We start from the raw sequence: 21,576 nt of genomic DNA on the forward strand, positions 1-21,576 counted from the left end.
TAAAATGTCAGGATTTATGTTGTCCCATCGTCTATATCAATACATTCACAAAAAAGGCAAACACCATGACAACATTAATCCGGCAGTTATCTGATGACAACTCAGAAGCTCAATTAATTTCTTGGCTCAAGACAGGCAAGCGTCTATTTCTCAGCGCACCTTTTAAACTCACGCTTTTGCTTATCAGTTTTATTGTTATTGAAGGCGTATTACAAGTACTACCATCCTCTTTCAATATTATTCTCTCAAAAGTCATCATGGTATTACTGGGAGCCAGTTTTTGGCTTGTGCTTAATTCTTTAAACAAAGAAGGTAAATTAGAACTAAAAACGATTTTTCGGACAAAAAACTGGGGGCGTATTTTGTTTTGTTTACCGCTTTTGCTCTTACCTTTTGTCAGCCAGCTGTTAATGGCATGGGTTATACTTGGTCAAGACGGCATAGCACTTTTAATGTTTGCTACATTAACTGAGGTGTCTGCAGACAATTTAGGTATTATTTTTGCTGCGGGGGCGCCCTTGAGTGTACTTACAATGTTTATCGCTCCTTTGATTCTTTTGCGCAAGATGAATGTTAAATCCGCGATTCTCACTAACGCGAAAATGTTAAAAAACGGCTATAAAGGAATATTTAGCTTAGTGATTCTTAACGCACTAATGTTATTTTTAGCGCCCGTAACGTTTGCATTAAGTGTTATCCTATTCGCACCTTTCTTAATGTGTGTGCAATACAGCGCATTTCAGCAATTATCTTCTGATAACAAGTAAAGTTTGTTTAACACCAGCGTATGAATCAAGTTACTAAATAGTGAATTTTTTTAAATCTAAAAAAAGCAAGATCAGCATAGAGCATGTATTGCAAACATACATGCCGCTACTAGCGAGGATTGCTGCTTCGTATGAAGCAGACAAAAGGTATCAAGAAGATTTAGTGCAAGACATATGTCTGGCCTTACTTAATGGCCTTGATAAATTTGAAGATAAAGCCAGTTTAAAAACCTATATTGCGCGTATCGCCCATAATCGTAGCGTTGATCACGTGCTCAAGCAACAGAGAAACAATCATCCCTTAGTAGATGTCGAGGAAGCCATTGATGTAATACCAGCGAAAACGGCTTCTACAGAGCAGTCAATAGACTTATTAAGTGCAATTCAACGCCTAAGTGTTGGCCACAAACAGGTCATAACGATGGAATTAGAGGGTTTCACCCAAAGCGAAATCGCACAAGTACTTGGCATAAATGAAGCAACAATAGCGAAACGCAGTAGTCGAGCAAAGCAGTTATTAAAAACATATTGTAGAGAATAAATATGGATGAACAATTAGCAAAGTGGCAGCAATCATTTTATGCATCAACTCCTTCAATTGATGCAAATGAACTTCTACGTGAGGTAGAAAGATCACAAAGACGAGAAAAGCGAAAGCGCTTAGTTGAAGTTTTCGCCAGCATACTCGTAAGTTTATGGTGTGTTTATTGCGGATTATTTTTAAGCGAAAGCTTCACCATGAGCGTGTTATTCTGTGCGCTTTCAGTTGTACCAATCGGTTTTTCAGTATGGGCATATGAGCAAAGTCGAACTGCTCAACGCATTGAGACACTTGACGTATCGCAACTTCTGAAATACAAACGAGCATCACTTAAAACGCAAGTTTCTTATTGGACTGTATCTCTTTTCCTATTCGCAATATTATTTATTGGTTTAGTGAGCTTCATATTATTCGACGTTTTTACAGAGCACCAAACTGTATTATTTACCCTTATTGCTGTGCAATGCCCTGTGCTCGTAATGACATTTTGTCGCTACTATATTTTACGCAAAAGATTAGCTAAAAAACTGGCAAAATTAGATAGTTTACTCTGGCCTTAAGAGTTTCCGCTTTCTTCCTTGCGCTAAGTAAAAATTACCTAGACTTATAAGGCTTACATACTTTTTATGACTGCTTATAATCTTACAAAAGTTAAGTACATGAATAATGGTCGTTTTTATTCTTCTATTATATTATTAAAATTGGTCTCAAAAATGCAAATGCAGTAAGGTAATGACGTAATGAGGCAATAATTAGGCAACACAGTAGTGATGCATAACAAGAATGAAGACTATATTAGGATCTTATTATTCCTAAGGTATAAAAAGGAAAAAACATGCTGGTTCAAATAAAAACAATAATGTTGCTAATAAGTATATCGCTCTTGTGCAGCTGCGCATCAAATCCAAATGTCACCGAGACTACAAACACACAATCTACATCATCAGAAGTTCAAGATTTATCCGAATATCAAAGCACAGAAATAGAAACCAGCAACGGCACTTTGCAGATTGAGCCAACGGTTGTAGCTACTACCGACCGTGCCGTTGCGGCAGACGACAGTCCACTGTATTACGACCCCTTAGAAGCGATAAATAGACCCATTTTCCAGTTTAACCATTATGCCTATAAATATGCACTTATTCCCGCAGCCAAAGGGTATAACGCAGTGGTGCCAGAACCCGTTCAAAAATCAGTCTCGAATGTGTTTAGCAATATTGTAGAGCCTTTAAATCTTATTAATAACACCTTAAGTGGCGAATTTAGCGAAGCAGGCGCCAACCTAGGACGTTTTTTGATCAACAGCACTGTGGGTTTGTTAGGCGTTTTTGACCCAGCCACCGCGTGGTTTGAGATTGAAGAAAAACCTCAAGCCTTCTCGCAAACTTTATCAAAATATGGTGTTGGCAGTGGCGCCTATTTAGTGCTTCCCTTTTTAGGTCAGTCTGACGTCAGGGGCGCTAGCTCTATTGTTACCGAGAGCTTAGTGCACCCAACCAAATACGTCCTCAACGCACCCAAAGATACTGCAGCCAGAGTGATAGACGGATTTCATGATTTTTCTTCTCAAGCCGAGATTTACGAAGTTTTACATGAAAATGCACAAGACCCTTACAGTTACTTCCGCAATCAATATATTCAAAGTCGGAATCGCGACGACATCGCTAAACAAGAGCAAAGTGAAGTAAATGTTGCGCCTAAGTCAGCATCTTCTGAACAAGAAAACGAGTAATTATTCATGAATATAATGATTAAAACGATACTCAAGTTCAATATTCACATTCTCGTGATATTTGCTCTGGCCATAGTTGGACTAGGCCTTAGCGCTACCAATTTTAGAATTGATGCTTCGGCTGACACTTTGCTCACCAAAAACAACAAAATTTACATTCAAACGCAGGTGGCAAACCAAAAATTTAATCCCTCAGAATTTATCTTAATCGCTTATCAACCTGACTCAAAAGATGTATTTACACAAGAAACATTTAATGCCATCGAAACCCTCAGCGCGCGATTCAAAGAAATAGAGCGCGTTGAAACAGTAAACTCGATGTTATCTGTGCCCCTTATCGAAAGCCGCGCTCAACTGACAGGCTCGGTTGATGTAAATAAACTAAATTACGAGAATCTGCGCTATAGCCCCGAAAAAATGCGCACTATGCTAAGCCAGCACCCAATCTTTACTGACCTGCTGATAAATAAAGAAAACACCGCCACAGCAATTCAGCTTGTGTTTAAATCCAACCCTGAATTAGAGAAGCTAAATACGCAAATTGTTGATATACAGAAGAAGAGCTTAAACGGCGAACTGTCAGATGCTGACCAAGAGCAATTGGAAAGCTTGCGCGAACAAACACTGCAAATTGAAGAAGAAATAGGCAAACAGCGACTCGACGAAGTAAAACAGATTGAAAGCATCATTAATGATGTGACCCAAGATGCACAATTGTACATTGGTGGAAGCTATGTTGTTGGCATTCGCTTGGTAGAAATAGTCAGGCAAGATCTTATTTATTTTGGTTTAGGCATCATTTTGCTAATCAGTGCCCTTTTGCTGGCTTTATTCCGCAGCGTAAAATGGGTGATATTTCCCATGTTTGCCTGCGCGACGAGTGTTGTTGCGACCCTTGGTATCCTTGCATGGGCAAAAATACCCGCGACGGTTATTTCAGCCAATTTTGTTGCCCTGCAAATCATTCTGACCCTAGCAATAATGCTACATTTAATTACCTGTTATCGCGAAATTAGCCGAAAATCATCAGACTTATCCCAAGCACAGCGAATTGAGCAAACTTTAAAAGAAAAGCTGGCCCCTTGCTTTTATGCAGCAATCACCACGTCTGTTGGTTTCGGTTCACTGATTTTTAGTGGAATACAGCCTGTCATCGACTTTGGCATAATGATGTTGATATCAAATGCCGTAACTTTGTGCGTGGCACTTATTGTTTTTCCGGCAGCACTGAGTTTGCTTAATCCCCATGAGGAAAGTAATGAACATGCTTTCATTACCAAATTACTTAACAAAACAAAAAACGTCGTAAGCAAATACAGCAAACTTGCCTTCATTGTGCCCATCGTTTGTTTGTGTCTGGTTAGTGTAGGAATAACAAAACTGAATGTTGAAAATAGCTTTATAGACTACTTTCATGAAGATACAAAAATTCATCAAGAACTCAGCTTTATTGACCAAGAATTTGGCGGTTCAACCCCACTAGATATTATTATTGATATTGATGACAGCAACGATCGTGTCTTTTTAGAAGCTAAGCAAATTAACACGCTGCATTTGGGTCATGCGGCTATAGATGCTTTTGAGGCAACCGGGAACGTAACCTCAATCATTAACTTTACCACCTTGGCAAAACAGTTAAACGACAACAAGCCTCTGACAGAATACGAACTTGATGCTATTTATAAACTTGTTGATGAAAAAGTAATCGATAGCCTGCTTGGGCCCTATCTTGATCTTGAATCAAACACCATGCGCATCTCTACCCGAATACAAGATACTTTGCCTGATTTGAATCGAGCAAAGCTATTACAAGATATCAAAAATGATTTGAAAATAGCCGGCTTTGACGAGCAGCAGTATAAGCTCACCAGCCTATTTGTTTTGTATCAGGATATTCTTTCGCGCTTATTTGACTCTCAAATTGCAACGCTGGGCATCGTTTACGTGGCGATTGCCATAATCTTGTTACTGGTCTTTCGTTCCATCAAAATTGCCTTAATTGCCCTTGTCCCAAATATAATTTCAACCACTGCTATTTTAGGCTTAATTGGATGGTCAGGCATTCCTTTGGACTTGATGACCATAACGATTGCCGCGATTGCAATGGGCATTGCGATTGACGATACAATACATTTTACTGACGCATTTTTAAGTGCACCTAGCGGCGAAGAGATGGACAGTTCATATGCTCATACAGGTCTTGCCATTACCTTTACCTCAACGCTTATTGCCGTTGGCTTTAGTATGTTTATGTTTTCTGATTTTATGCCAAGTGTCTATTTTGGCTTACTCACCGCCTGCGCAATGATATTTGCCTTTATTACCGATTTGACCGTGCTGCCGGCGCTCCTTAAAACCTTTACGCTAAAACGCAAAAGCGAGGAATGAGATAAAGGGCCCTTAAATGACCAATTTACGTTGGTCGTTAAGCCCCATAGCGAGGATAAAAGGGTCTGTTTTCTGCAATGAAATAAAGTCTTTTTTGCTTTGCAGGCCCAACCATTCATGTTGAATCAGACTTTGAGCAACTGCGCCTCCTAGGGTTGCTCCAGGCCCTAAAACGATTAGCTTGTCGGGCGCAAATTCTTTAACAGCAACCTCGATAGCTTTAGTAAAGTCATAGGTTTCAACGACTTGGGTGCCCAGCGTATACTCATATAAGGCTTGAGGATCGCAACTGTAGGGTTGCCATATTTGGCCAAGGCCATCAATTAAAGGTAACGAAGGCGCCTTAAATAAAGACGGCGCTAATATCGACTTTGCTTGAGCGGAAGTGTCGTTCAACAATGGTGTATGAAACGCAGCATGATTAAACAAGTTCATCGGGTAGCGGTCTTGTACTTTAGGTAGTACGTGTTCTAAGGCTTTTAGGCCTTTTTTGTTGCCACCAAAAACAACATAGCCACCCAACTTTATCGACACATAGACTTCACAATCTGCTTGCTTGTTTACCTCAAACAATGCTTGTTCAATCATTGCAACGGCTTGTTCATCAAGCACCCAGTTTTCATCCGTAATCGGGTAAATCATTTGCCCGCCAATGACGCCTTTGCTCATCATTGAGCCCATAGTGTTAATAAGCTCAATAGCTGCGTCTCGGGTCAAAGCACCGGCCGCGGCTAATGCTATATACCATCCCATCGAATTACCGGTAACCGCAACAATTTCATACTCGTCTTGATTAATTGATTCAAAATCCGAAATTGCGCAAGCGTAAATCAGTGCAGATGCATTTTCACCGGCGGTATGATTGCGCATATTGTACTGCTCTGCGCTATCTAGTTTTTGAATACTGACTTGCTGCTTTTGCTTTCGGTAGGCATCAATATGATTAACAATCTCGACTTTGTCAGGGTGCAAGCGCTGCAAATAGCCTAAATCTTCTTTATTGTAGGTGCCGCGACCAGGACAAATAACAAGCGCTCTGGTTTTTTCTTTTACAGCTGTCATTAGGCTTTCCCTTTCTTATCTTGTGCACTTTCGCTTTGAATATTATTTTCGAGCCCGACCAAATTTAAGACTTCTTGCACAATTTGCCTAGCTGAAGGTAAAACGTGATAAGCTGCGCTGCCCAGTGGAATGAAACTATCATGCGCAGTAATTCGGCTAATTTTGATAGGTGCTTTACCAACAGCAGACTCGGCCAACAAGGTATACAAAGCCTCACTGATAGAGCCGGTCTGTCTACATTCATCCACAATAAGGACATTGTCACAAAGCTGAGCTTGTTCAATAATGCCCTTCTCATCTAAGGGTGCAAGCCAACGCAGGTCTACTACACGGCACTCAACGCCTTGCTCATTAAGTATTTTTTCAGCCTGCCTAGATAAGTAATAGCCATTTCCATAGGACAAAATACACACGCTTTTACCTTCCCCATAAACGCTGATGCTTTGTTTGTTCTCTAAAGACTGCGCTTGTGTTGATGGGGCTTGATATTGCGACAACCACAAACCGTCTCCTTCATCATGCAGGTCTTTGGTCATGTAAAGTGCGATAGGCTCTAAAAAGACTACTAAGCGGCGCTGCTCACGAGCTAGTTGTACACTGGTGCGGATCATGTCGACTGCATCAGCGCCGTTTGAAGGACAAGCTAATATGAGCCCGGGGATATCTCTGAAAACGGCAAAAGAGTTGTCGTTATGGAAATGCCCACCAAAGCCTTTTTGATAGGCTAGGCCTGCAATCCTAACCACCATTGGATTACTAAATTGTCCATTTGAAAAGAAAGGTAGGGTTGCCGCCTCCCCTCTTATTTGGTCTTCTGCGTTGTGCACATAAGCCAAAAATTGAATTTCAGGGACGGGCAAAAATCCGTTATGGGCCATGCCTATGGCTAAGCCTAAAATAGATTGCTCGTCTAACAAGGTGTTAATCACGCGGTTTTTTGAAAAACGTTCCGAGAGTTTACTTGTTACATTGTACACCCCGCCTTTTGTTGCGATGTCTTCACCGCACATTACCATGTTTTCGTTTTCAGCCATTAAGTCCATCAGTGCCCAATTAAGCAACTTGGCTAAATGCTGTTTTTTGTTCAAATTATGCTTTTCATGCGCAAAAAGGGGCATGCGCTGGCTTTGTGTCTTTGGTTTATAGCTGTGGTTAAGCGCATCAACGGGGAGTGTAGGCGGAATAATACTGCGCTTAACATCTGTAGCCGTTTCTAATTTTAATTTGCTAGCGGCGCGCTTAGCAACATGTGCAATTCTATTTTCTATGCTTTCGTATATGGCAATGATTTCGTCGGCGCTAAGAATATTATTATCAAGCAATATTCTTGCGCTATGCAATAAGGGGTCTTGAAACTCAGTGGCTTCGATATCAGACATTTTACGATATACAAATTCGGCATCTGATCCTGCATGCCCTAATATCCTTACCGTTCGCATATGTAAAAATACAGGTTTGCCTTGCACTCGTGCAATGTGTTCAGCCTGCTTAGCTTTTTGGTAGGTATCGAGTAAATTTAGGCCGTCACAATACAGGTAATTAAGGCCCGCTCTGTTTTTATAATTGGCCGCAACCCAGCCCGCTGGTGTCGCGGTCGAAATACCAATGCCGTTGTCTTCACACACAAACACGATGGGCATACGAATTGACTGGTAAGCTGCCCAAGCGGTGCTGTTAAGTGCACCTTGCGTAGTTGAATGATTTGAAGATGCATCACCAAAGTTACATACGATAAGCCCGTCTTGGGGTATTTTGCCCTCAAGTGCAAGTCGCTTTGCCAAAGGAATGCTGTAAGCCGCTCCCATTGCTTTGGGCAAATGTGACGCAATCGTGCTGGTTTGGGGTGGAATAGACAAAGCTTTGCTACCAAGTACTTTATGTCGCCCGCCAGAACTAGGATCATCCTTTGAGGCCGCAAACGATAACAACATGTCGTATAGTGGTGTTTGGCCACTAACTTGCTTACTGCGCTGTATAAAAAAAGCGCCGCTTCTGTAATGTAAAAACGCCATGTCGCTTGGTCTAAATGCCTTTGCGTAGGCAGCGTTACCCTCGTGACCCGAACTACCAATAGTATAAAAACTTTGGCCATTTTTTTGCATAATGCGAGATTGTAAATCAAGGTGGCGGCTCATCACCTGCGACTCAAATAAATCCACCACTTCACTGTGGCTTAAACCAACATCACTGGGGGACAAAGTCGTTGTTGAGCTTGGCAGATTGCCCCTGCGAACAAGATTGATAAAATTGTCTCTTACCAATTGATTACGATTAGACATGCGAACTCCGCAAATATTTTGGGCACTAGGGTGAGTGACTGCATACTCACGCTAGTTCAATGTTGGCCGTGCTTAGCGCGTTGTGCTTATACTTAGCCCATGGTGCTTAAAAGAAGGCTTGAATACCGGTTTGGGCTCTGCCTAATATTAGCGCATGGACATCGTGGGTCCCTTCGTAGGTATTTACCGCTTCTAAGTTCATGACATGACGAATTACATGGTATTCATCACTTATGCCATTGCCACCGTGCATGTCACGAGCAAGACGGGCAATATCCAGTGCTTTGCCACATGAATTACGTTTGATTAAAGAAATGGCTTCTGGCGGCAGGGCATCTGCATCCATCAAGCGGCCCGCCTGCAAACACGCAAATAAACCAACGGTGATTTCAGTTTGCATATCCGCGAGCTTTTTCTGAATCAGCTGCGTAGAGGCCAATGGCTTGCCAAACTGGCTTCTATCAAGGGTGTATTGACGCGCTGCATGCCAGCAAAATTCTGCTGCGCCTAATGAGCCCCAGGCAATGCCGTAGCGCGCTTTGTTTAAGCAACCAAATGGACCCGACAAACCTTTGGCATTGGGCAACATGTTTTCGCTTGGCACAAACACATTGTCCATAACAATTTCGCCAGTTATCGATGCACGTAGCGAAAATTTACCCTCGATTTTAGGGGCACTTAAGCCCTCCATGCCTTTTTCTAAAATGAATCCGCGAATAACGCCATCTAGTTTTGCCCACACTATAAAAATATCGGCAATGGGTGAATTGGTAATCCACATTTTAGCGCCAGTTAAGCTATACCCGCCATCAACCGGCACGGCTCGGGTTATCATACTGGCCGGATCAGAGCCAGAATCAGGTTCCGTTAAGCCAAAACAGCCTATGTATTCACCCGTTGCTAGTTTTGGTAAATATTTCATGCGCTGCTCTTCACTGCCATAGGCATGAATAGGATGCATCACTAATGAAGATTGCACGCTCATCGCGCTGCGATATCCGCTGTCAACGCGTTCAACTTCTCTGGCTACCAAACCGTACACTACGTAATTAACGCCGGCGCAGCCGTATTTTTCAGGAATAGTGGCGCCTAACAGCCCTAATTCACCTAACTCGGTCATAATTTCAGGGTGAAAAGTTTCGTTTCGGTTTGCCATAAGCACTCTGGGCATGAGCTTTTCTTGGCAATACTGACGCGCACTATCTCTAATCATGCGTTCCTCTTCAGACAACACAGAGTCCAAAGATAGGGGATCTTCCCAGTTAAAAACGGGCTTATTTTTTGCTTCTGTAGACATGACATCACACCTTTGTAATTAACTAAATTCTGTTCTGCTAAGAACACAAACGAGTACGCTATTGCTATTATGTGGATAATAATGAAAAGCATGCCAAAGTTAAAATATATATTTTCTTTATCAGTCATAGGCGTAAACTATACGTAACTTTTCAGCCTTAATGATAATACAAGCCCTATGGATTTACGCAGTCTCAAATACTTTGTTGCAGTTTATCAACACCGTAGTTTTAGTGCTGCGGCAAAGGCATGTTTTGTTGCTCAGCCTTCTATATCCTTAGCTATCGCGCAGCTAGAAGATACCTTACACACAACGCTTTTTAACCGCCATGCACGCGGCGTTAGCCCTACGATTACGGGTGAGCGCTTGTTTCCCTTGGCGCAACAGTTACTCGGGCAAGCCGACGCCATCACAAAATTATTTACCGAGACCAGCCTAAAACAAGCATTTTTACTGGGCGTCACTAAAGGTCTAGGGGTTGAACGCATGAGCGCGTTATTAAAAGATTTTACCGCTTCTCAGGAATTAATGGAATTAACCTTGGTTTCTCATACTCAAAATTGCGACGCGCGCATCATCATGAAAGAAGAAATAGAGGACAACGAACAATTTATTACCATTTGGCAAGAACACTATTTACTCGCCATTCCGTATAATCATGTATTGTCTTTAAAAGAAAGTATCACCTTGGCAGAGTTAGATGCACTGCCCTTTATTCAGCGTACTCCCTGTGTAGCGTGGACGCATCTAAATGACACACTCACCTTAGCCGGCTTTAGCGTAGATATACGAGCCAAAATTCAAACGATTGACTATGCGTTGGGGCTAGTCCAAGCAGGTCTAGGCTGTGCCCTTGTGCCGGCCCACACTGAAGTGCTCAGTAAACCTGAGGTGGTTTACAGGCCCATAGAGGGCCTACGCCTAATGCGCGAAATTGTTTTTGCCTTTAAAAGGTCAAGCAGCGTCATTGAACAGTTGCAACAAGTCGTCATAAAACATAGGCGCTAGGGCTTTTGCTATTCTAAAATACTACTAATCGTACTTTCTAATGTTTCGTATTGTGTTGATTCCACAAAGCCAATAGAAAAGCGACTTGGGCTGTCTAAAAATTTATTTTTGTCACTGCGTCCAAAGCCCAATACCGTCATATAAGGTCGACTTACGTAATTGTCAGGGTGCTCATCATCTTGATGATGCAGTAAATAAAGCATGCGCGGGCTTTTTTGGTCGCCAAAGGCAAACCACTCTGGGGCAGGTAAATCGCCAATGAAGGCCTCGTTAATTGGGTGAGCTTTGCGATCAACTGATGCATACCAAAAGTCCTCTCCATCCATATCACCGCCTGGGACACCTTCATACTGCACCCAATAATGATAGCCTTGGCTTACCTGTGACATGGTGAAGTCACAGCGGTCTGGGTAAAAATCCCATGTGCCTTGCCACTTACCATTACCCGAAGTAAAAATAATTTGCACATGTTCGCTGCTTTCAATACTTATTGTAGAGCTTGATTTGTCGGTCCCTGCGTTCATAGCATGAAAGTAATTACCGTCTTGTTTGTGGATGGCATTTGGAAAACCTCTATACTCCCCTTTCCAGCCCGAGCCCTTTTTATCGTTGAAACCAAGCCAGTCAACGCCTTCTGAATCAAGTATGCTCGATAAACCGCCACCGTCTTTTTCGAGATAAAAAGTCGCATTAGAAATAGTCACAATATAAGCTGGAAGATTGCCAGCGCTGACATCAATGCCATGAGTTAAGCTTACTTTTCCTTTGCCAGAGCCCGAGCCAAACGCACAGGCAATGCATAAAGCCGCCAAACAAGTTAGTAAAACAAGCCTAGTTATTTTTAGAAACATCTCTTTCCCTCTTTTGCAATACATAGCTCGAAACACATAGCTAGTACTTAGCTAATCTTTGCGCTTCTTTTAAGTAAAAAGCCTATAGTCAATATGGTTAATGCACAACACACAAATACCAGCCTACCCCACATTGGATTCGGAATAAGCGTCATAAACAGTACGCCAAATCCCATAAAAATAACCATACTACCTAGTTTACGACGTTGCTGGCTGTCATAGCCATCTTGCTCAAAGTCTGCGATTACCGGCCTTTCTAAGTCAGCAAAGAAACGTTGTGTTTCTGCTTTATTGTCATCATTAGCCTCTTTATAAAACAAACTTGTTAAACAGAAAAAGCCAGCCGTAATAATGATGTGTGCGCCAATGGTAATCATCAGTGTAAGGTCAATAGACTCACGCCGCGTAAACTCTTGCTCAAAGCCCAGCCAATTCGCAAGTACGTCTGGGGTCAACACGTTGGCTGTGCAATAAGATACAACAAGGCCTATTGCCACAGTAATCCACGATGCCCACTTTGGTGTTTTTCTGATGAAAAGCCCTAAAATTAGTGGGATTAGCAAAGGTACCTGTATCATCACCGACATGTTCATCATCAATTCAAATAAGCTTAGTTCCTTCAATGATTTAAAGAACAAGGCAACGATGATAACAAATATACCGCTAATTAAGCTGACCAAGCGGCTCACTTTAAGTAAATGCTTATCGTCCACCCCTTTATTTTTTTTAAGCAGCAGTGGTTGATAGATGCTTCTTACAAAGATACCCGCATTTTTGTTAAGCGCAGAATCCATAGACGACATAGTTGCTGCAAACAAACCTGCTAACAACAAACCAACGGTGCCCACCGGCATGGCATTGCGGGTAAAGACCAAATACACCGCATCGGCAGCTTTGTTACCAAGCTCAGGATAAGCAGCCGCGGCGTCAGGATATAAAATGGCGGCAGCCCAAGGCGGCACAAACCAAATAATGCTGCCAAAGCCCATCAACACCATCGCCAATAAAGCGGCTTTACGAGCGTTGGCAGAATCTTTGGCATTTAAGAAACGAAATGAATCGTGCATATTCATGATGGTGATCATTTGTTTGGCTAAAAAGAACACAAAGGTGCCAACCAAAATCAGGCCGTAGTTCATATTCGGCCCCATCACAAAATCACTAGGGAAGTTATTGACTAAATTAACTGGGCCGCCGACCATGACCAGTGCAACAATAGCGCAGGCAATTGAGATTACTGCCACAATGAGGGTTTGCACAAAATCAGAAGCAACCACGCCCCACGCACCCGACAATACAGACACAAAGACAACGGTAAGCCCCGTAAACACGATGGTTAGCGTAATATCGGCTTCAAACACCGCGCTGGCAAAAACGCCTAAGGCATTAAGCCAAACCCCTGCATTGATGAAGCTGAAAACGATAAGCGCCCACGAGAAGAAAGTTTCATTTTGCGGGCCGAAACGCCGTTTAATACCTTCGGTTGGTGTATCAACGCGCATTTGACGAAAACGTGCAGAAAAATATAACCAGCCACAAAAGTAAGCAAAGGTATTGGCAAAAAACACCAGAGTAATGGCAAACCCATCGGTAAAGGCCTTTCCTGCTGCGCCGGTAAAGGTCCAAGCGGAAAACTGCGCCATAAAGGCGGTTGAGCCTACCATCCACCATAACATTCGACCACCGCCACGGAAGTAGTCGCTGGTTGAGTTTTTCGCCATATTTTTGAAGGCAAATCCAATACCGATAATCAGTAAAAAATAGCCTGCAATAACTAAGTATTCATAAAACATGATACGACCTTTTTACTGCAGATGACTAAGATCAACCCAGTTGTCATTTTCGCGTAAAATATCAATTATTTGTTGATACTGGGCCCCTTCTTTAAAGCTCTGATAGGGGGCAACGTCTTCACCTTTAATATCACTAAGCAGCGCTTTTATTAGCACGCGCCAGTTTCTTTCTGTATCGCCTTCTGCTTCAGGCACGGCCTGGGCGATATCCTCAGGCAAAGCTTGTTCAACCCATTCGTTATTTTGGTCATACAAATATAGCGGGCCACTTGCATAATGACCTATGATATAAATAGCGCCTTCACTGCCATAAATAACAATATGATCTTCGTTAAAACGTGGCTGTAAACCACCGTGTTTGAACATCACCGACACCGGCTTTGTGGCGATTGGGCTCATTATTTGCGCAAGTACCGTATACGACCATTCAACGTTTGACTCGCCCCATTTAAGAGAAGGCTCATCAATGTTTTCGGGAATAAAGTCACGGCGGGTTTTAAAGTTGTGCACGCCTTCAACGATGGGGGCACGGCCTAAATCATCGCGAAGGTCACCCATAACCGACAAGATTTTTTCACCAATAATAGACGTTACAATAGATAGCTTGTGAGTGAAGTTATTGTTTAAACGCCCACCGCCGTCTTCTTTTCTGTGTGACCAGCCAAACGGAATGTTACGTTCTAAATTAAAGTGCGAAATGTACTCAACTTCTAGGGGCTCGCCAATGACTCCTGCCTCAACCAGTCTTTTTGCGTGTATTACCTCTGGCATATATCTGAAGCTAGCAGCAAATGCGGTTTTCACTTTCTTTTTAAGTGCAAGTTCATACAGTGCTTGCGCGCTTTTTCCATTATCGGTCAGCGGTTTATCACTAAAAACATGGCAACCAAACTCTATTGCTTGGCGAATTGCCTCTTCATGAGCGCCGCCGGGCGTAGCAATAGAAACAACATCGGGTTTGCAATCAATCAGCGCCTGTTGCCAATCAGTACCAGCGTAGGGGATGTCTAAATCTTTAGCTACCTGTTGCACAACACTTTTCGTTCTGCCTACCATGCCAACTACCTCAGCGCCCATGTCGCGAAATGCTGCCGTATGGCCCTGACCTGCAAAACCGGTGCCTTGCACCAATACACGCATCTTGTCACTCATTCTATTTTCCTGATTTTTCAAAATCGAATTTATTCATTCTATGCTTTGTTCTACCAATGCCAAAGCGTACCATCTTCCAATCGACTGACTGGCAAATAGGACCGCTTGTAGGGATATTCCTTTGCCGCTTCTTCGTCAAACTCTATACCTAGACCTGGCGCCTCACTTACGTATGCCATGCCATTTTTTACTTCAGCACTATGTTTAAAGATACGACGTGAATGCTCATTGCCAAAGCCCACAAATTCTTGAATACCAAAGTTAGGCGCCCAAATATTTAAATGCATGTGAGCGGCAAAACAAACCGGGGATAAATCAGGCGCACCATGGGGAGCAGTTTTCACATTATGTATACTGGCGAAATCGGCAATGCGCCTTAACGCGCTAATGCCCCCTGCGTGAGTGGCAGCAACCCTGATATAATCTATGAGTTGATTTTGGATGAGCTCTTTACAATCCCATATAGTGTTATATGTTTCACCAATCGCCAGAGGCGTGGTGGTATGTTGGCGAATCACTTTGTAACTGTCTTGGTTCTCAGCAATAGAGGCGTCTTCTAAAAACAATAAATCATAGGGCTCTAATAACTTACCTAAGCGTGCAGACTCAATGGGCGTTAAACGGCTGTGAACATCATGCAATAGCTGTATATCGTTACCAAAGCGCGCTCGCGCTTGTTCAAATAACGATACCACCATGTTGAAATACTTTTGCGTCGACCAATCTTCTTCTGGTGGTAAGGGGCGATTACCTTGAAGCTCAAAATAATCGGCTTTATCGCCAAGCACGCCGTAGGTTACCTTAAGGCCGGGCACCGCGCACTGAAGGCGGATTGCTTTAAAGCCTTCGATGATAAGGGCTTCTGTTTTGTTTAGTGTATCTTCAATACTGTCGCCACTTGCATGGGCGTATAGGTTGACTGCGCGCCGGCTTTTACCGCCAAGTAATTGATACACCGGCATGCCCGCGGCTTTCCCTTTTATGTCCCACAATGCCATATCAATAGCGGCGATTGCTGCCATATTTACAGCTCCTTTACGCCAGTAAACACCTCGGTAAAGATATTGCCAAATGTCCTCAATGTTATGAGCGTCACGTCCAATAAGACAGGGCGCAACATGCTCTTCAAGATAAGTAACAACCGCCATTTCACGACCATTGAGGGTGGCATCACCTAAACCATAAATACCCGCATCTGTAGTCACTTTCACAGTGACAAAATTCCTGCCAGGGCTACAAACGAACACGCTAATATCGGTAATTTTCAACTGTTATTCTCACTCTAGATCTAAAACTCTTCGGTTTCGCCTCTCGCTAGCGTCGGCATTGTAATTTGACCATCGTCATTCTTACAATTTGCCCCACGTCATTCTTGCGAAGGCAAGAACCTCCAAAATCACACGCAAAACTGTAAACTTTTATGCGATTTACTATGCTTTTTAGGGGATCTCCGCCTTCGCGGAGATGACGTTCCTTTTTCGCGATGGTGACGTTATATCGTCACGACGATGACGTTTCACCTAAACTAGCTGCAAATTACTAAACCGGTTTAGTTGACCAAATTAACATAATCTTGCAATATGTCAACATCACGGGATTTTCACTATTAACAGACATAATCAAGAATGACGAAAGTAAAATTAGTGGATGTTGCTCGCCTCGCATCTGTCTCTAAAAGTACGGCATCTCAGTTCATCAATGGCCGTTTTGACTATATGTCAAAAGACACACAAGGCCGCATTAGAGCCGCCATTAAAACCCTAGACTATGTGCCAAATCCCATAGCTAGAAACTTAAAAGCCAATAAAACCAAAACCATAGGGGTGATTGTCAGAGACATTACAGGTTTTGACACGAGCCACACTATCCGTGGCGTGGATGATTTTTGTAAAACCTGTGACTATAACGCACTCATATACAATACTGATTTTGACCCCGAGACCGAAGCTAAATCACTTGAAGCGTTATACCAATTAAGAGTGGACGGCATTATTATCGCGTCCTCTGGCGAAAATAATAAGTTAATCGGCGAGTATATTGATAAAGGCATGCCCGTTGTTCATTTTCAGTTAGAGCATGATGGCAGTGAAAAAAACCTCATCCTATCAGATTATCGCCAAGCTGCATTTGACGCGACCGAGTATCTAATCCGCCTTGGTCATAAGCGCATATGCTTTGTAACACAAGCTTTTAAAGACGTAAAATCCAGAAACGAACGCTACCTTGGTTATGTTAAAGCCCTTGAAAAACATAATATTGAGTTAGATAAATCTCTTATCCAATATTGGCACAGAGAGACTGGATTCAAGCAATCCCCCAAGAGCTTGCTTGCTTCAGACAATCCACCAAGCGCTTTTTTCACCCAACATCTAGCGATTACCACGCAACTGCTCAGCTATTTAAACAAAGAAAATATATCTATTCCCGATGATGTTTCACTCATCGGCTTTGACGACATTCCAATGGCAGAGTTTTTTAAAGTCCCCATAACGGTGGTTAAGCAAGAACCCTACATCATGGGCAAAGAAGCAGCAAAGTTGTTGCTTGAAAACATCACGGATAAAAACAAACATGCCCAAAAAACAATGATCGCTTGTTCAATCACCAAGCGGCAATCGTGTAAACAGCTCTTTGACTAGGGCCTGTTGATCTTTTCTGTAACATGCGCAAATAGCTGAAAATTGACAATGATTGCGAATATGCTACCGTTATTTACTAAACCGATTTAGTTGCTAAATCATCGCCCTACAGCTGAGGTAGAAAAGTGGATATTTCTAATATCGAATACTTTGTAATAATTGCTTATTTACTACTGATTATTATCGTTGGCTTTGTTTTCAAAAAGTTTTCTAGCAATACTGATGACTACTTTAAAGGCGGCTGTAAAGGGACCTGGTGGCTGGTAGGAAGTAGCGCTTTTATGAGCGCCTTTAGTGCCTGGACTTTTACCGGAGCTGCAGGAATTGCCTATGAGTCGGGCTTCTCGGCGATGTTTATCTTTTTAGGCAATGCGCTGGGCTTCTTTGTGAACTTTCTCTTTATGGGGCCTTGGCTACGACAGATGAGAGTAACCACTTTCCCTGAAGCCATTGCTGCTCGTTTTGGTAACCTAACGCGCGATTTCTATGCCTACTACGAAGTGCCCATACGTATTCTTTACTCTGCGATGGCCTTATACGGCTTAGGTATTTTTTGTTCCGCTGTTTTTGGCTACGATATAAACCATGTAATTGTGGTTTGCGGCATCGTCGTGCTTTTATATTCAGCGACAGGTGGGCGCTGGGCGGTTATGGCCACTGATTTTCTACAAGGGCTGATCTTAGTCCCATTGACCTTATTGGTAGCTTGGCTCTGTTTAGATGCCTTAGGTGGTTTTGAAAATTTATTTACGCAAATCAAAGAGCAAGGTTTGAGCGAAGAATATAGCATGGTCAATTCAAGCACCCTCTTTGGCGGCGCGTATACTTGGGGCTGGGCCAGTGCAATGATGGCAAAACAGTTTATCGTCTTTAACTCGATGAACGCCGCACCTCGTTATTTTTCAGTCAAAGATGGCCCTGAAGCACGCAAAGCTGCGCTTTTGTGTTGTGTGCTAATGTTATTAGGCAGTTTCATTTGGTTTTTACCGCCAATCACCGCGCGGCTTTTATATCCTGAATTAGTCATGGCTTTTGACATTGCCAAACCCGCAGAAGCAAGTTACGCGGTGGTAAGCATTAGTCTGCTGCCAACTGGATTAGTCGGTTTGATTGTCGTGGCCATCGTGGCGGCAACAATGAGTTCGATGGATACTGGGCTTAATACCAACGTAGCGATTCTAATTAAAGATATCTATCCCAAGGTTGCACGTAAATTGCGTTGGCGAACAAAAGTTGAAAAAGAATTGCTGAATTACGGGCGCATGTTAACGTGGATTATGGGCTTTTTAGTTGTGCTTTTAGCCCTATATTTTGCGCAGCAAGATGGCTCAGGGATCTTTGAAATAATGCTGCAAGTAGGCACTTTGCTATTGATGCCCATCACCATCCCTTTGTTATTTGGTATGTTTATTCGTAAAACACCTTGGTGGGCAGCGCTGGCATCGATTGCCTGCGGCCTTATCGTTTCGTGCGTGGCCTATTTGGAAATAGAGCTAATTTACTTTGGGTTTTCACAAGCCTATAGCGATACTTTTGAGTGGCATTTCCAACAACAATTTTTTGCGGTCTTTGCTGCCAGCACCTTCGGCTTTTTGATATCAATATTATTTGCCCCTAAACGAGACTCAGCCCATCGTAAAATGGTCGACACCTTCTTTTTTAATATGAAAACCCCCATCGATTTTGAAAAGGAAATTGGTGAAGGAAATGACTTGAGCCAGTTAAGTGCTATCGGGCGTTTTGGTCTAGCGGTTGCTGTTTTTATTGCGCTTATGCTCATCATTCCAAACCCCGTAGGTGGAAGAGCGGTTATTTTAGTATTGGCGCTAACGATTGGAGTGATTAGCCTGCTTATGTTAAAAGCAGCAAAGCCAAAAGTCCTGAACCAAGGAAGCTCCAACGCGGCACCCACAACCAACAAAAGATTATAACTCAGACTCGGGATACCCATATCTAAGGTATCAAGCGTTTCTAAAAGTACCGGAACTCAGCATGCATTATTTACTCATAAACGACCAACTTGATGTGCTCACAGCGCAAGTTAACACAACGCATAAAGCGCACCTAACACGACTACTTGAGCAGTGCGCTCTTTACGAAACTGAAGTACTCTCAAAGCAGCCGCCTGCTACCAGTATTACTTACATGGGTATGGCGGCGGCAAACTTAAGCCTAGCCTATTTACTCACCGAACAAGATCATTACTTACAAGAGGCCAAACGCTGGATTTTCACAGCCGTAGAGTATGACGTTTGGGGCTATGGGTTTTTAGTTGATGTCGATTTGAGTGCGTCGTGGATGTTATTTGGTTTAGGTCTTTCATACGACTGGCTAAAAGAGCATCTAACAGAACAAGAACGTCAAAAGTTTCTTGATAAATTGATTCTCCAAGGCAATAAAATATTTGATTACGGACAAGAAAACCTTGGCCATTGTTGGTCAACTAACTATTGGCAAAACCATAACTGGATTAACTATTCTGGCTTATTGACCACCGCCTGTGCAATTCGACCAGATTATAGCGCGGCGCAAATATGGATTAGTGAAATTAAAGACAACTTTGAAAAGGTGTTTTCTTATTTGCCAGACGATGGCTCGAATTACGAAGGCACCGGATATTGGCGCTACGCTATGAATTTCTTTTTAGTTGCCGCCGATTTAATTCGTGGCGAAGGAGGGGCAAATCATTTCGAAGCAGCCTTTATGAAAAACACCTTCGAATACAGGCTCTATCAGTGTGCCCCTAACTGGGAAGAAAACATTGGCTTTGCTGACGTACACGACAAACGAAGCTCTCACTCAATTAGTGCCTACTATAAGATTGCCTCAGAATACAACAACGGCCATGCACAATGGTTAGGCGAATTAGTTCGTAAAGAGTTCTTATTCAAAGAAGCTTATCAAAGTAAGATTTTCCCAGGTATCTTGCCCGAAGCGTTTTTAGAACTCATTTGGTATAACCCTAATATACAAGCAAAGTCGCCAGAAAATTTACCACTCACTAAGCATTTTGAAGATCTCGGCCTTGTTGTAATGCGTTCTAGCTGGGATAGTGAAGCAACCCACCTTTCGTTCAAATCAAGCCCGCCAGGAGGCCATAAGCAATGGGAGCTTAGCTGGGACTTGGACCAAAAAAACGATTGGAAAACCCGCAGCCTTACGCATTATCACGTAGATTTTAATCAGTTTATATTAATTCATAACCATGCCTCATTGGTCATAGATGAAGGCTATAATCGTACTTCTAAAGCTGAAATTCATAACTTGATTACCGTTGATGGAACCGGCTGCGTGGGCGAAAAAATTTGGCAAGAAGGTGACCTAAGCGACCCGGTCTTATTCGATTTAAACTGCAAAGGCATTCACAATGTATGGCGAGATGTACCTAAAAGCGCCACCGCCGAAATTGAAGCTTACTCAAGTGAAAATGGCTACACTTATGCAGTAGGCGAGTCGAGCAAAATGTACTATCCCGAAATGGAGCTTAAGCGCAATGCAAGGCACATCGTTAATAGCGAATGCGGTTACTTCATATTATTAGACGAACTAGAAAGCAATTTAGAACACACCTATACTTGGCGCATACACAGCGAAAAATATGCTAAACAAGTTGCTGACGACCAGTTTCAAATTCTCAACGGCCAAGGTGCGCTAAATATCTTCACTGTATTTCCACAAGCGAGCAAAAGCAAAATTGATGAGAACACTTGTGGAAGAAATCATGACGCCGCAGCGTCCTGACGATATTAGGCGTATTAGTCTTAAAACCCTATTGGTCGAGAATTCTGTCAAAAGTAAAAACACTTATTTCCTAAACGTTCTGCAGCCTAAAAACGCACAAAGCACCACAAACAATAACGATTTATCTATCAAAGCTATTAAAAATGAAGACTGTATTGGCGTTGAAATTAGCTCAAGTAGTCACATTGAAACCTTCCTGTTCTCGCCTACCAATGAGATTGCTTATGGCGACATTCAATCATCATCAAAATGGGTATCGATACTAAAGGACAAGGCGGGGAGAGTCGTGAAAACCACAAGTTATTGCCCATGAGTGAGCGGTAAAT

At 42.6% G+C, this 21,576-nt stretch carries 17 protein-coding genes; 10 read left to right on the forward strand and 7 right to left on the reverse strand.

The window, feature by feature from the left end; all coding sequences use genetic code 11:
• Positions 1 to 65: 65 nt before the first annotated feature.
• The 5 genes from AC0L6H_RS01735 to AC0L6H_RS01755 all read left to right on the forward strand — a co-directional run bounded on the left by AC0L6H_RS01735 (position 66) and on the right by AC0L6H_RS01755 (position 5,428).
• On the forward strand, positions 66 to 767 hold the full coding sequence (locus tag AC0L6H_RS01735) for a hypothetical protein (RefSeq protein WP_473392207.1): 702 nt from the start codon (positions 66 to 68) through the stop codon (positions 765 to 767).
• Between the two features lie 40 nt (positions 768 to 807).
• Positions 808 to 1,308, forward strand: coding sequence for an RNA polymerase sigma factor (locus AC0L6H_RS01740; RefSeq protein ID WP_473392209.1), 501 nt, complete (start codon positions 808 to 810; stop codon positions 1,306 to 1,308).
• 2 nt (positions 1,309 to 1,310) lie between these two features.
• The gene (locus AC0L6H_RS01745; RefSeq protein WP_473392210.1) at positions 1,311 to 1,868 is read left to right on the forward strand and encodes a hypothetical protein; all 558 of its coding nucleotides are present in this window, start codon (positions 1,311 to 1,313) and stop codon (positions 1,866 to 1,868) included.
• 275 nt (positions 1,869 to 2,143) lie between these two features.
• A complete protein-coding gene (locus AC0L6H_RS01750) occupies positions 2,144 to 3,040 on the forward strand; it encodes an MlaA family lipoprotein (protein ID WP_473392212.1) in 897 nt (298 codons plus the stop codon).
• Positions 3,041 to 3,046: 6 nt separating this feature from the next.
• Positions 3,047 to 5,428: an efflux RND transporter permease subunit gene (locus AC0L6H_RS01755; RefSeq protein WP_473392213.1), complete on the forward strand. Its 2,382-nt coding sequence runs from the start codon at positions 3,047 to 3,049 to the stop codon at positions 5,426 to 5,428.
• 12 nt (positions 5,429 to 5,440) lie between these two features.
• Here AC0L6H_RS01755 and AC0L6H_RS01760 read toward each other — a convergent pair whose 3' ends face one another.
• The 3 genes from AC0L6H_RS01760 to AC0L6H_RS01770 all read right to left on the reverse strand — a co-directional run bounded on the left by AC0L6H_RS01760 (position 5,441) and on the right by AC0L6H_RS01770 (position 10,066).
• The gene (locus AC0L6H_RS01760; protein WP_473392214.1) at positions 5,441 to 6,490 is read right to left on the reverse strand and encodes an ACP S-malonyltransferase; all 1,050 of its coding nucleotides are present in this window, start codon (positions 6,488 to 6,490) and stop codon (positions 5,441 to 5,443) included.
• Entirely contained in the window at positions 6,490 to 8,769 is a 2,280-nt protein-coding gene (locus AC0L6H_RS01765; RefSeq protein WP_473392216.1) for a dehydrogenase E1 component subunit alpha/beta, read from the reverse strand. The genes AC0L6H_RS01760 and AC0L6H_RS01765 overlap by 1 nt, the downstream gene beginning before the upstream one ends.
• Before the next feature lie 106 nt (positions 8,770 to 8,875).
• Complete coding sequence (locus AC0L6H_RS01770; RefSeq protein ID WP_473392217.1) at positions 8,876 to 10,066, reverse strand: acyl-CoA dehydrogenase; 1,191 nt, start codon at positions 10,064 to 10,066, stop codon at positions 8,876 to 8,878.
• Between the two features lie 177 nt (positions 10,067 to 10,243).
• On the opposite strand from AC0L6H_RS01770, the gene AC0L6H_RS01775 reads away from it, so the two are divergent.
• Entirely contained in the window at positions 10,244 to 11,074 is an 831-nt protein-coding gene (locus AC0L6H_RS01775; protein ID WP_473392219.1) for a LysR family transcriptional regulator, read from the forward strand.
• Between the two features lie 8 nt (positions 11,075 to 11,082).
• Here the strand turns inward: AC0L6H_RS01775 and AC0L6H_RS01780 are convergent, their stop codons facing one another.
• Genes AC0L6H_RS01780 through manD form a run of 4 tightly spaced genes read right to left on the reverse strand, consistent with a single transcriptional unit; the run spans position 11,083 to position 16,138 of the window.
• Complete coding sequence (locus tag AC0L6H_RS01780) at positions 11,083 to 11,925, reverse strand: hypothetical protein (protein ID WP_473392220.1); 843 nt, start codon at positions 11,923 to 11,925, stop codon at positions 11,083 to 11,085.
• Positions 11,926 to 11,972: 47 nt separating this feature from the next.
• Positions 11,973 to 13,718 carry a sodium:solute symporter family transporter gene (locus tag AC0L6H_RS01785; RefSeq protein WP_473392222.1) on the reverse strand — a complete coding sequence of 582 codons (1,746 nt, stop codon included), beginning with the start codon at positions 13,716 to 13,718 and terminating at the stop codon, positions 11,973 to 11,975.
• Between the two features lie 12 nt (positions 13,719 to 13,730).
• Entirely contained in the window at positions 13,731 to 14,870 is a 1,140-nt protein-coding gene (locus AC0L6H_RS01790) for a Gfo/Idh/MocA family protein (RefSeq protein ID WP_473392223.1), read from the reverse strand.
• Between the two features lie 50 nt (positions 14,871 to 14,920).
• Positions 14,921 to 16,138 carry a D-mannonate dehydratase ManD gene (manD, locus tag AC0L6H_RS01795; protein WP_473392224.1) on the reverse strand — a complete coding sequence of 406 codons (1,218 nt, stop codon included), beginning with the start codon at positions 16,136 to 16,138 and terminating at the stop codon, positions 14,921 to 14,923.
• A 357-nt stretch (positions 16,139 to 16,495) separates the two neighbouring features.
• Between manD and AC0L6H_RS01800 the strand changes: the two genes are divergently transcribed.
• From AC0L6H_RS01800 to AC0L6H_RS01815, 4 genes are all read left to right on the forward strand, one after another.
• Entirely contained in the window at positions 16,496 to 17,509 is a 1,014-nt protein-coding gene (locus tag AC0L6H_RS01800) for a LacI family DNA-binding transcriptional regulator (protein ID WP_473392226.1), read from the forward strand.
• A 125-nt stretch (positions 17,510 to 17,634) separates the two neighbouring features.
• A complete protein-coding gene (locus AC0L6H_RS01805) occupies positions 17,635 to 19,440 on the forward strand; it encodes a sodium:solute symporter family transporter (protein ID WP_473392227.1) in 1,806 nt (601 codons plus the stop codon).
• 61 nt (positions 19,441 to 19,501) lie between these two features.
• Positions 19,502 to 21,250: a DUF4962 domain-containing protein gene (locus AC0L6H_RS01810; RefSeq protein ID WP_473392228.1), complete on the forward strand. Its 1,749-nt coding sequence runs from the start codon at positions 19,502 to 19,504 to the stop codon at positions 21,248 to 21,250.
• Complete coding sequence (locus tag AC0L6H_RS01815) at positions 21,207 to 21,563, forward strand: hypothetical protein (RefSeq protein WP_473392230.1); 357 nt, start codon at positions 21,207 to 21,209, stop codon at positions 21,561 to 21,563. The genes AC0L6H_RS01810 and AC0L6H_RS01815 overlap by 44 nt, the downstream gene beginning before the upstream one ends.
• The last annotated feature ends 13 nt before the right edge of the window (positions 21,564 to 21,576 follow it).

The organism is Glaciecola sp. G7-5 (genome assembly GCF_055808975.1).

Coding starts and splice junctions, on each gene's coding strand:
- AC0L6H_RS01735 (WP_473392207.1), top strand. CDS start 66: ATGACAACATTAATCCGGCAGTTATCTGATGACAACTCAGAAGCTCAA.
- AC0L6H_RS01745 (WP_473392210.1), top strand. CDS start 1,311: ATGGATGAACAATTAGCAAAGTGGCAGCAATCATTTTATGCATCAACT.
- AC0L6H_RS01750 (WP_473392212.1), top strand. CDS start 2,144: ATGCTGGTTCAAATAAAAACAATAATGTTGCTAATAAGTATATCGCTC.
- AC0L6H_RS01755 (WP_473392213.1), top strand. CDS start 3,047: ATGAATATAATGATTAAAACGATACTCAAGTTCAATATTCACATTCTC.
- AC0L6H_RS01760 (WP_473392214.1), bottom strand. CDS start 6,490: ATGACAGCTGTAAAAGAAAAAACCAGAGCGCTTGTTATTTGTCCTGGT.
- AC0L6H_RS01765 (WP_473392216.1), bottom strand. CDS start 8,769: ATGTCTAATCGTAATCAATTGGTAAGAGACAATTTTATCAATCTTGTT.
- AC0L6H_RS01770 (WP_473392217.1), bottom strand. CDS start 10,066: ATGTCTACAGAAGCAAAAAATAAGCCCGTTTTTAACTGGGAAGATCCC.
- AC0L6H_RS01775 (WP_473392219.1), top strand. CDS start 10,244: ATGGATTTACGCAGTCTCAAATACTTTGTTGCAGTTTATCAACACCGT.
- AC0L6H_RS01780 (WP_473392220.1), bottom strand. CDS start 11,925: ATGTTTCTAAAAATAACTAGGCTTGTTTTACTAACTTGTTTGGCGGCT.
- AC0L6H_RS01785 (WP_473392222.1), bottom strand. CDS start 13,718: ATGTTTTATGAATACTTAGTTATTGCAGGCTATTTTTTACTGATTATC.
- AC0L6H_RS01790 (WP_473392223.1), bottom strand. CDS start 14,870: ATGAGTGACAAGATGCGTGTATTGGTGCAAGGCACCGGTTTTGCAGGT.
- AC0L6H_RS01800 (WP_473392226.1), top strand. CDS start 16,496: ATGACGAAAGTAAAATTAGTGGATGTTGCTCGCCTCGCATCTGTCTCT.
- AC0L6H_RS01810 (WP_473392228.1), top strand. CDS start 19,502: ATGCATTATTTACTCATAAACGACCAACTTGATGTGCTCACAGCGCAA.
- AC0L6H_RS01815 (WP_473392230.1), top strand. CDS start 21,207: ATGAGAACACTTGTGGAAGAAATCATGACGCCGCAGCGTCCTGACGAT.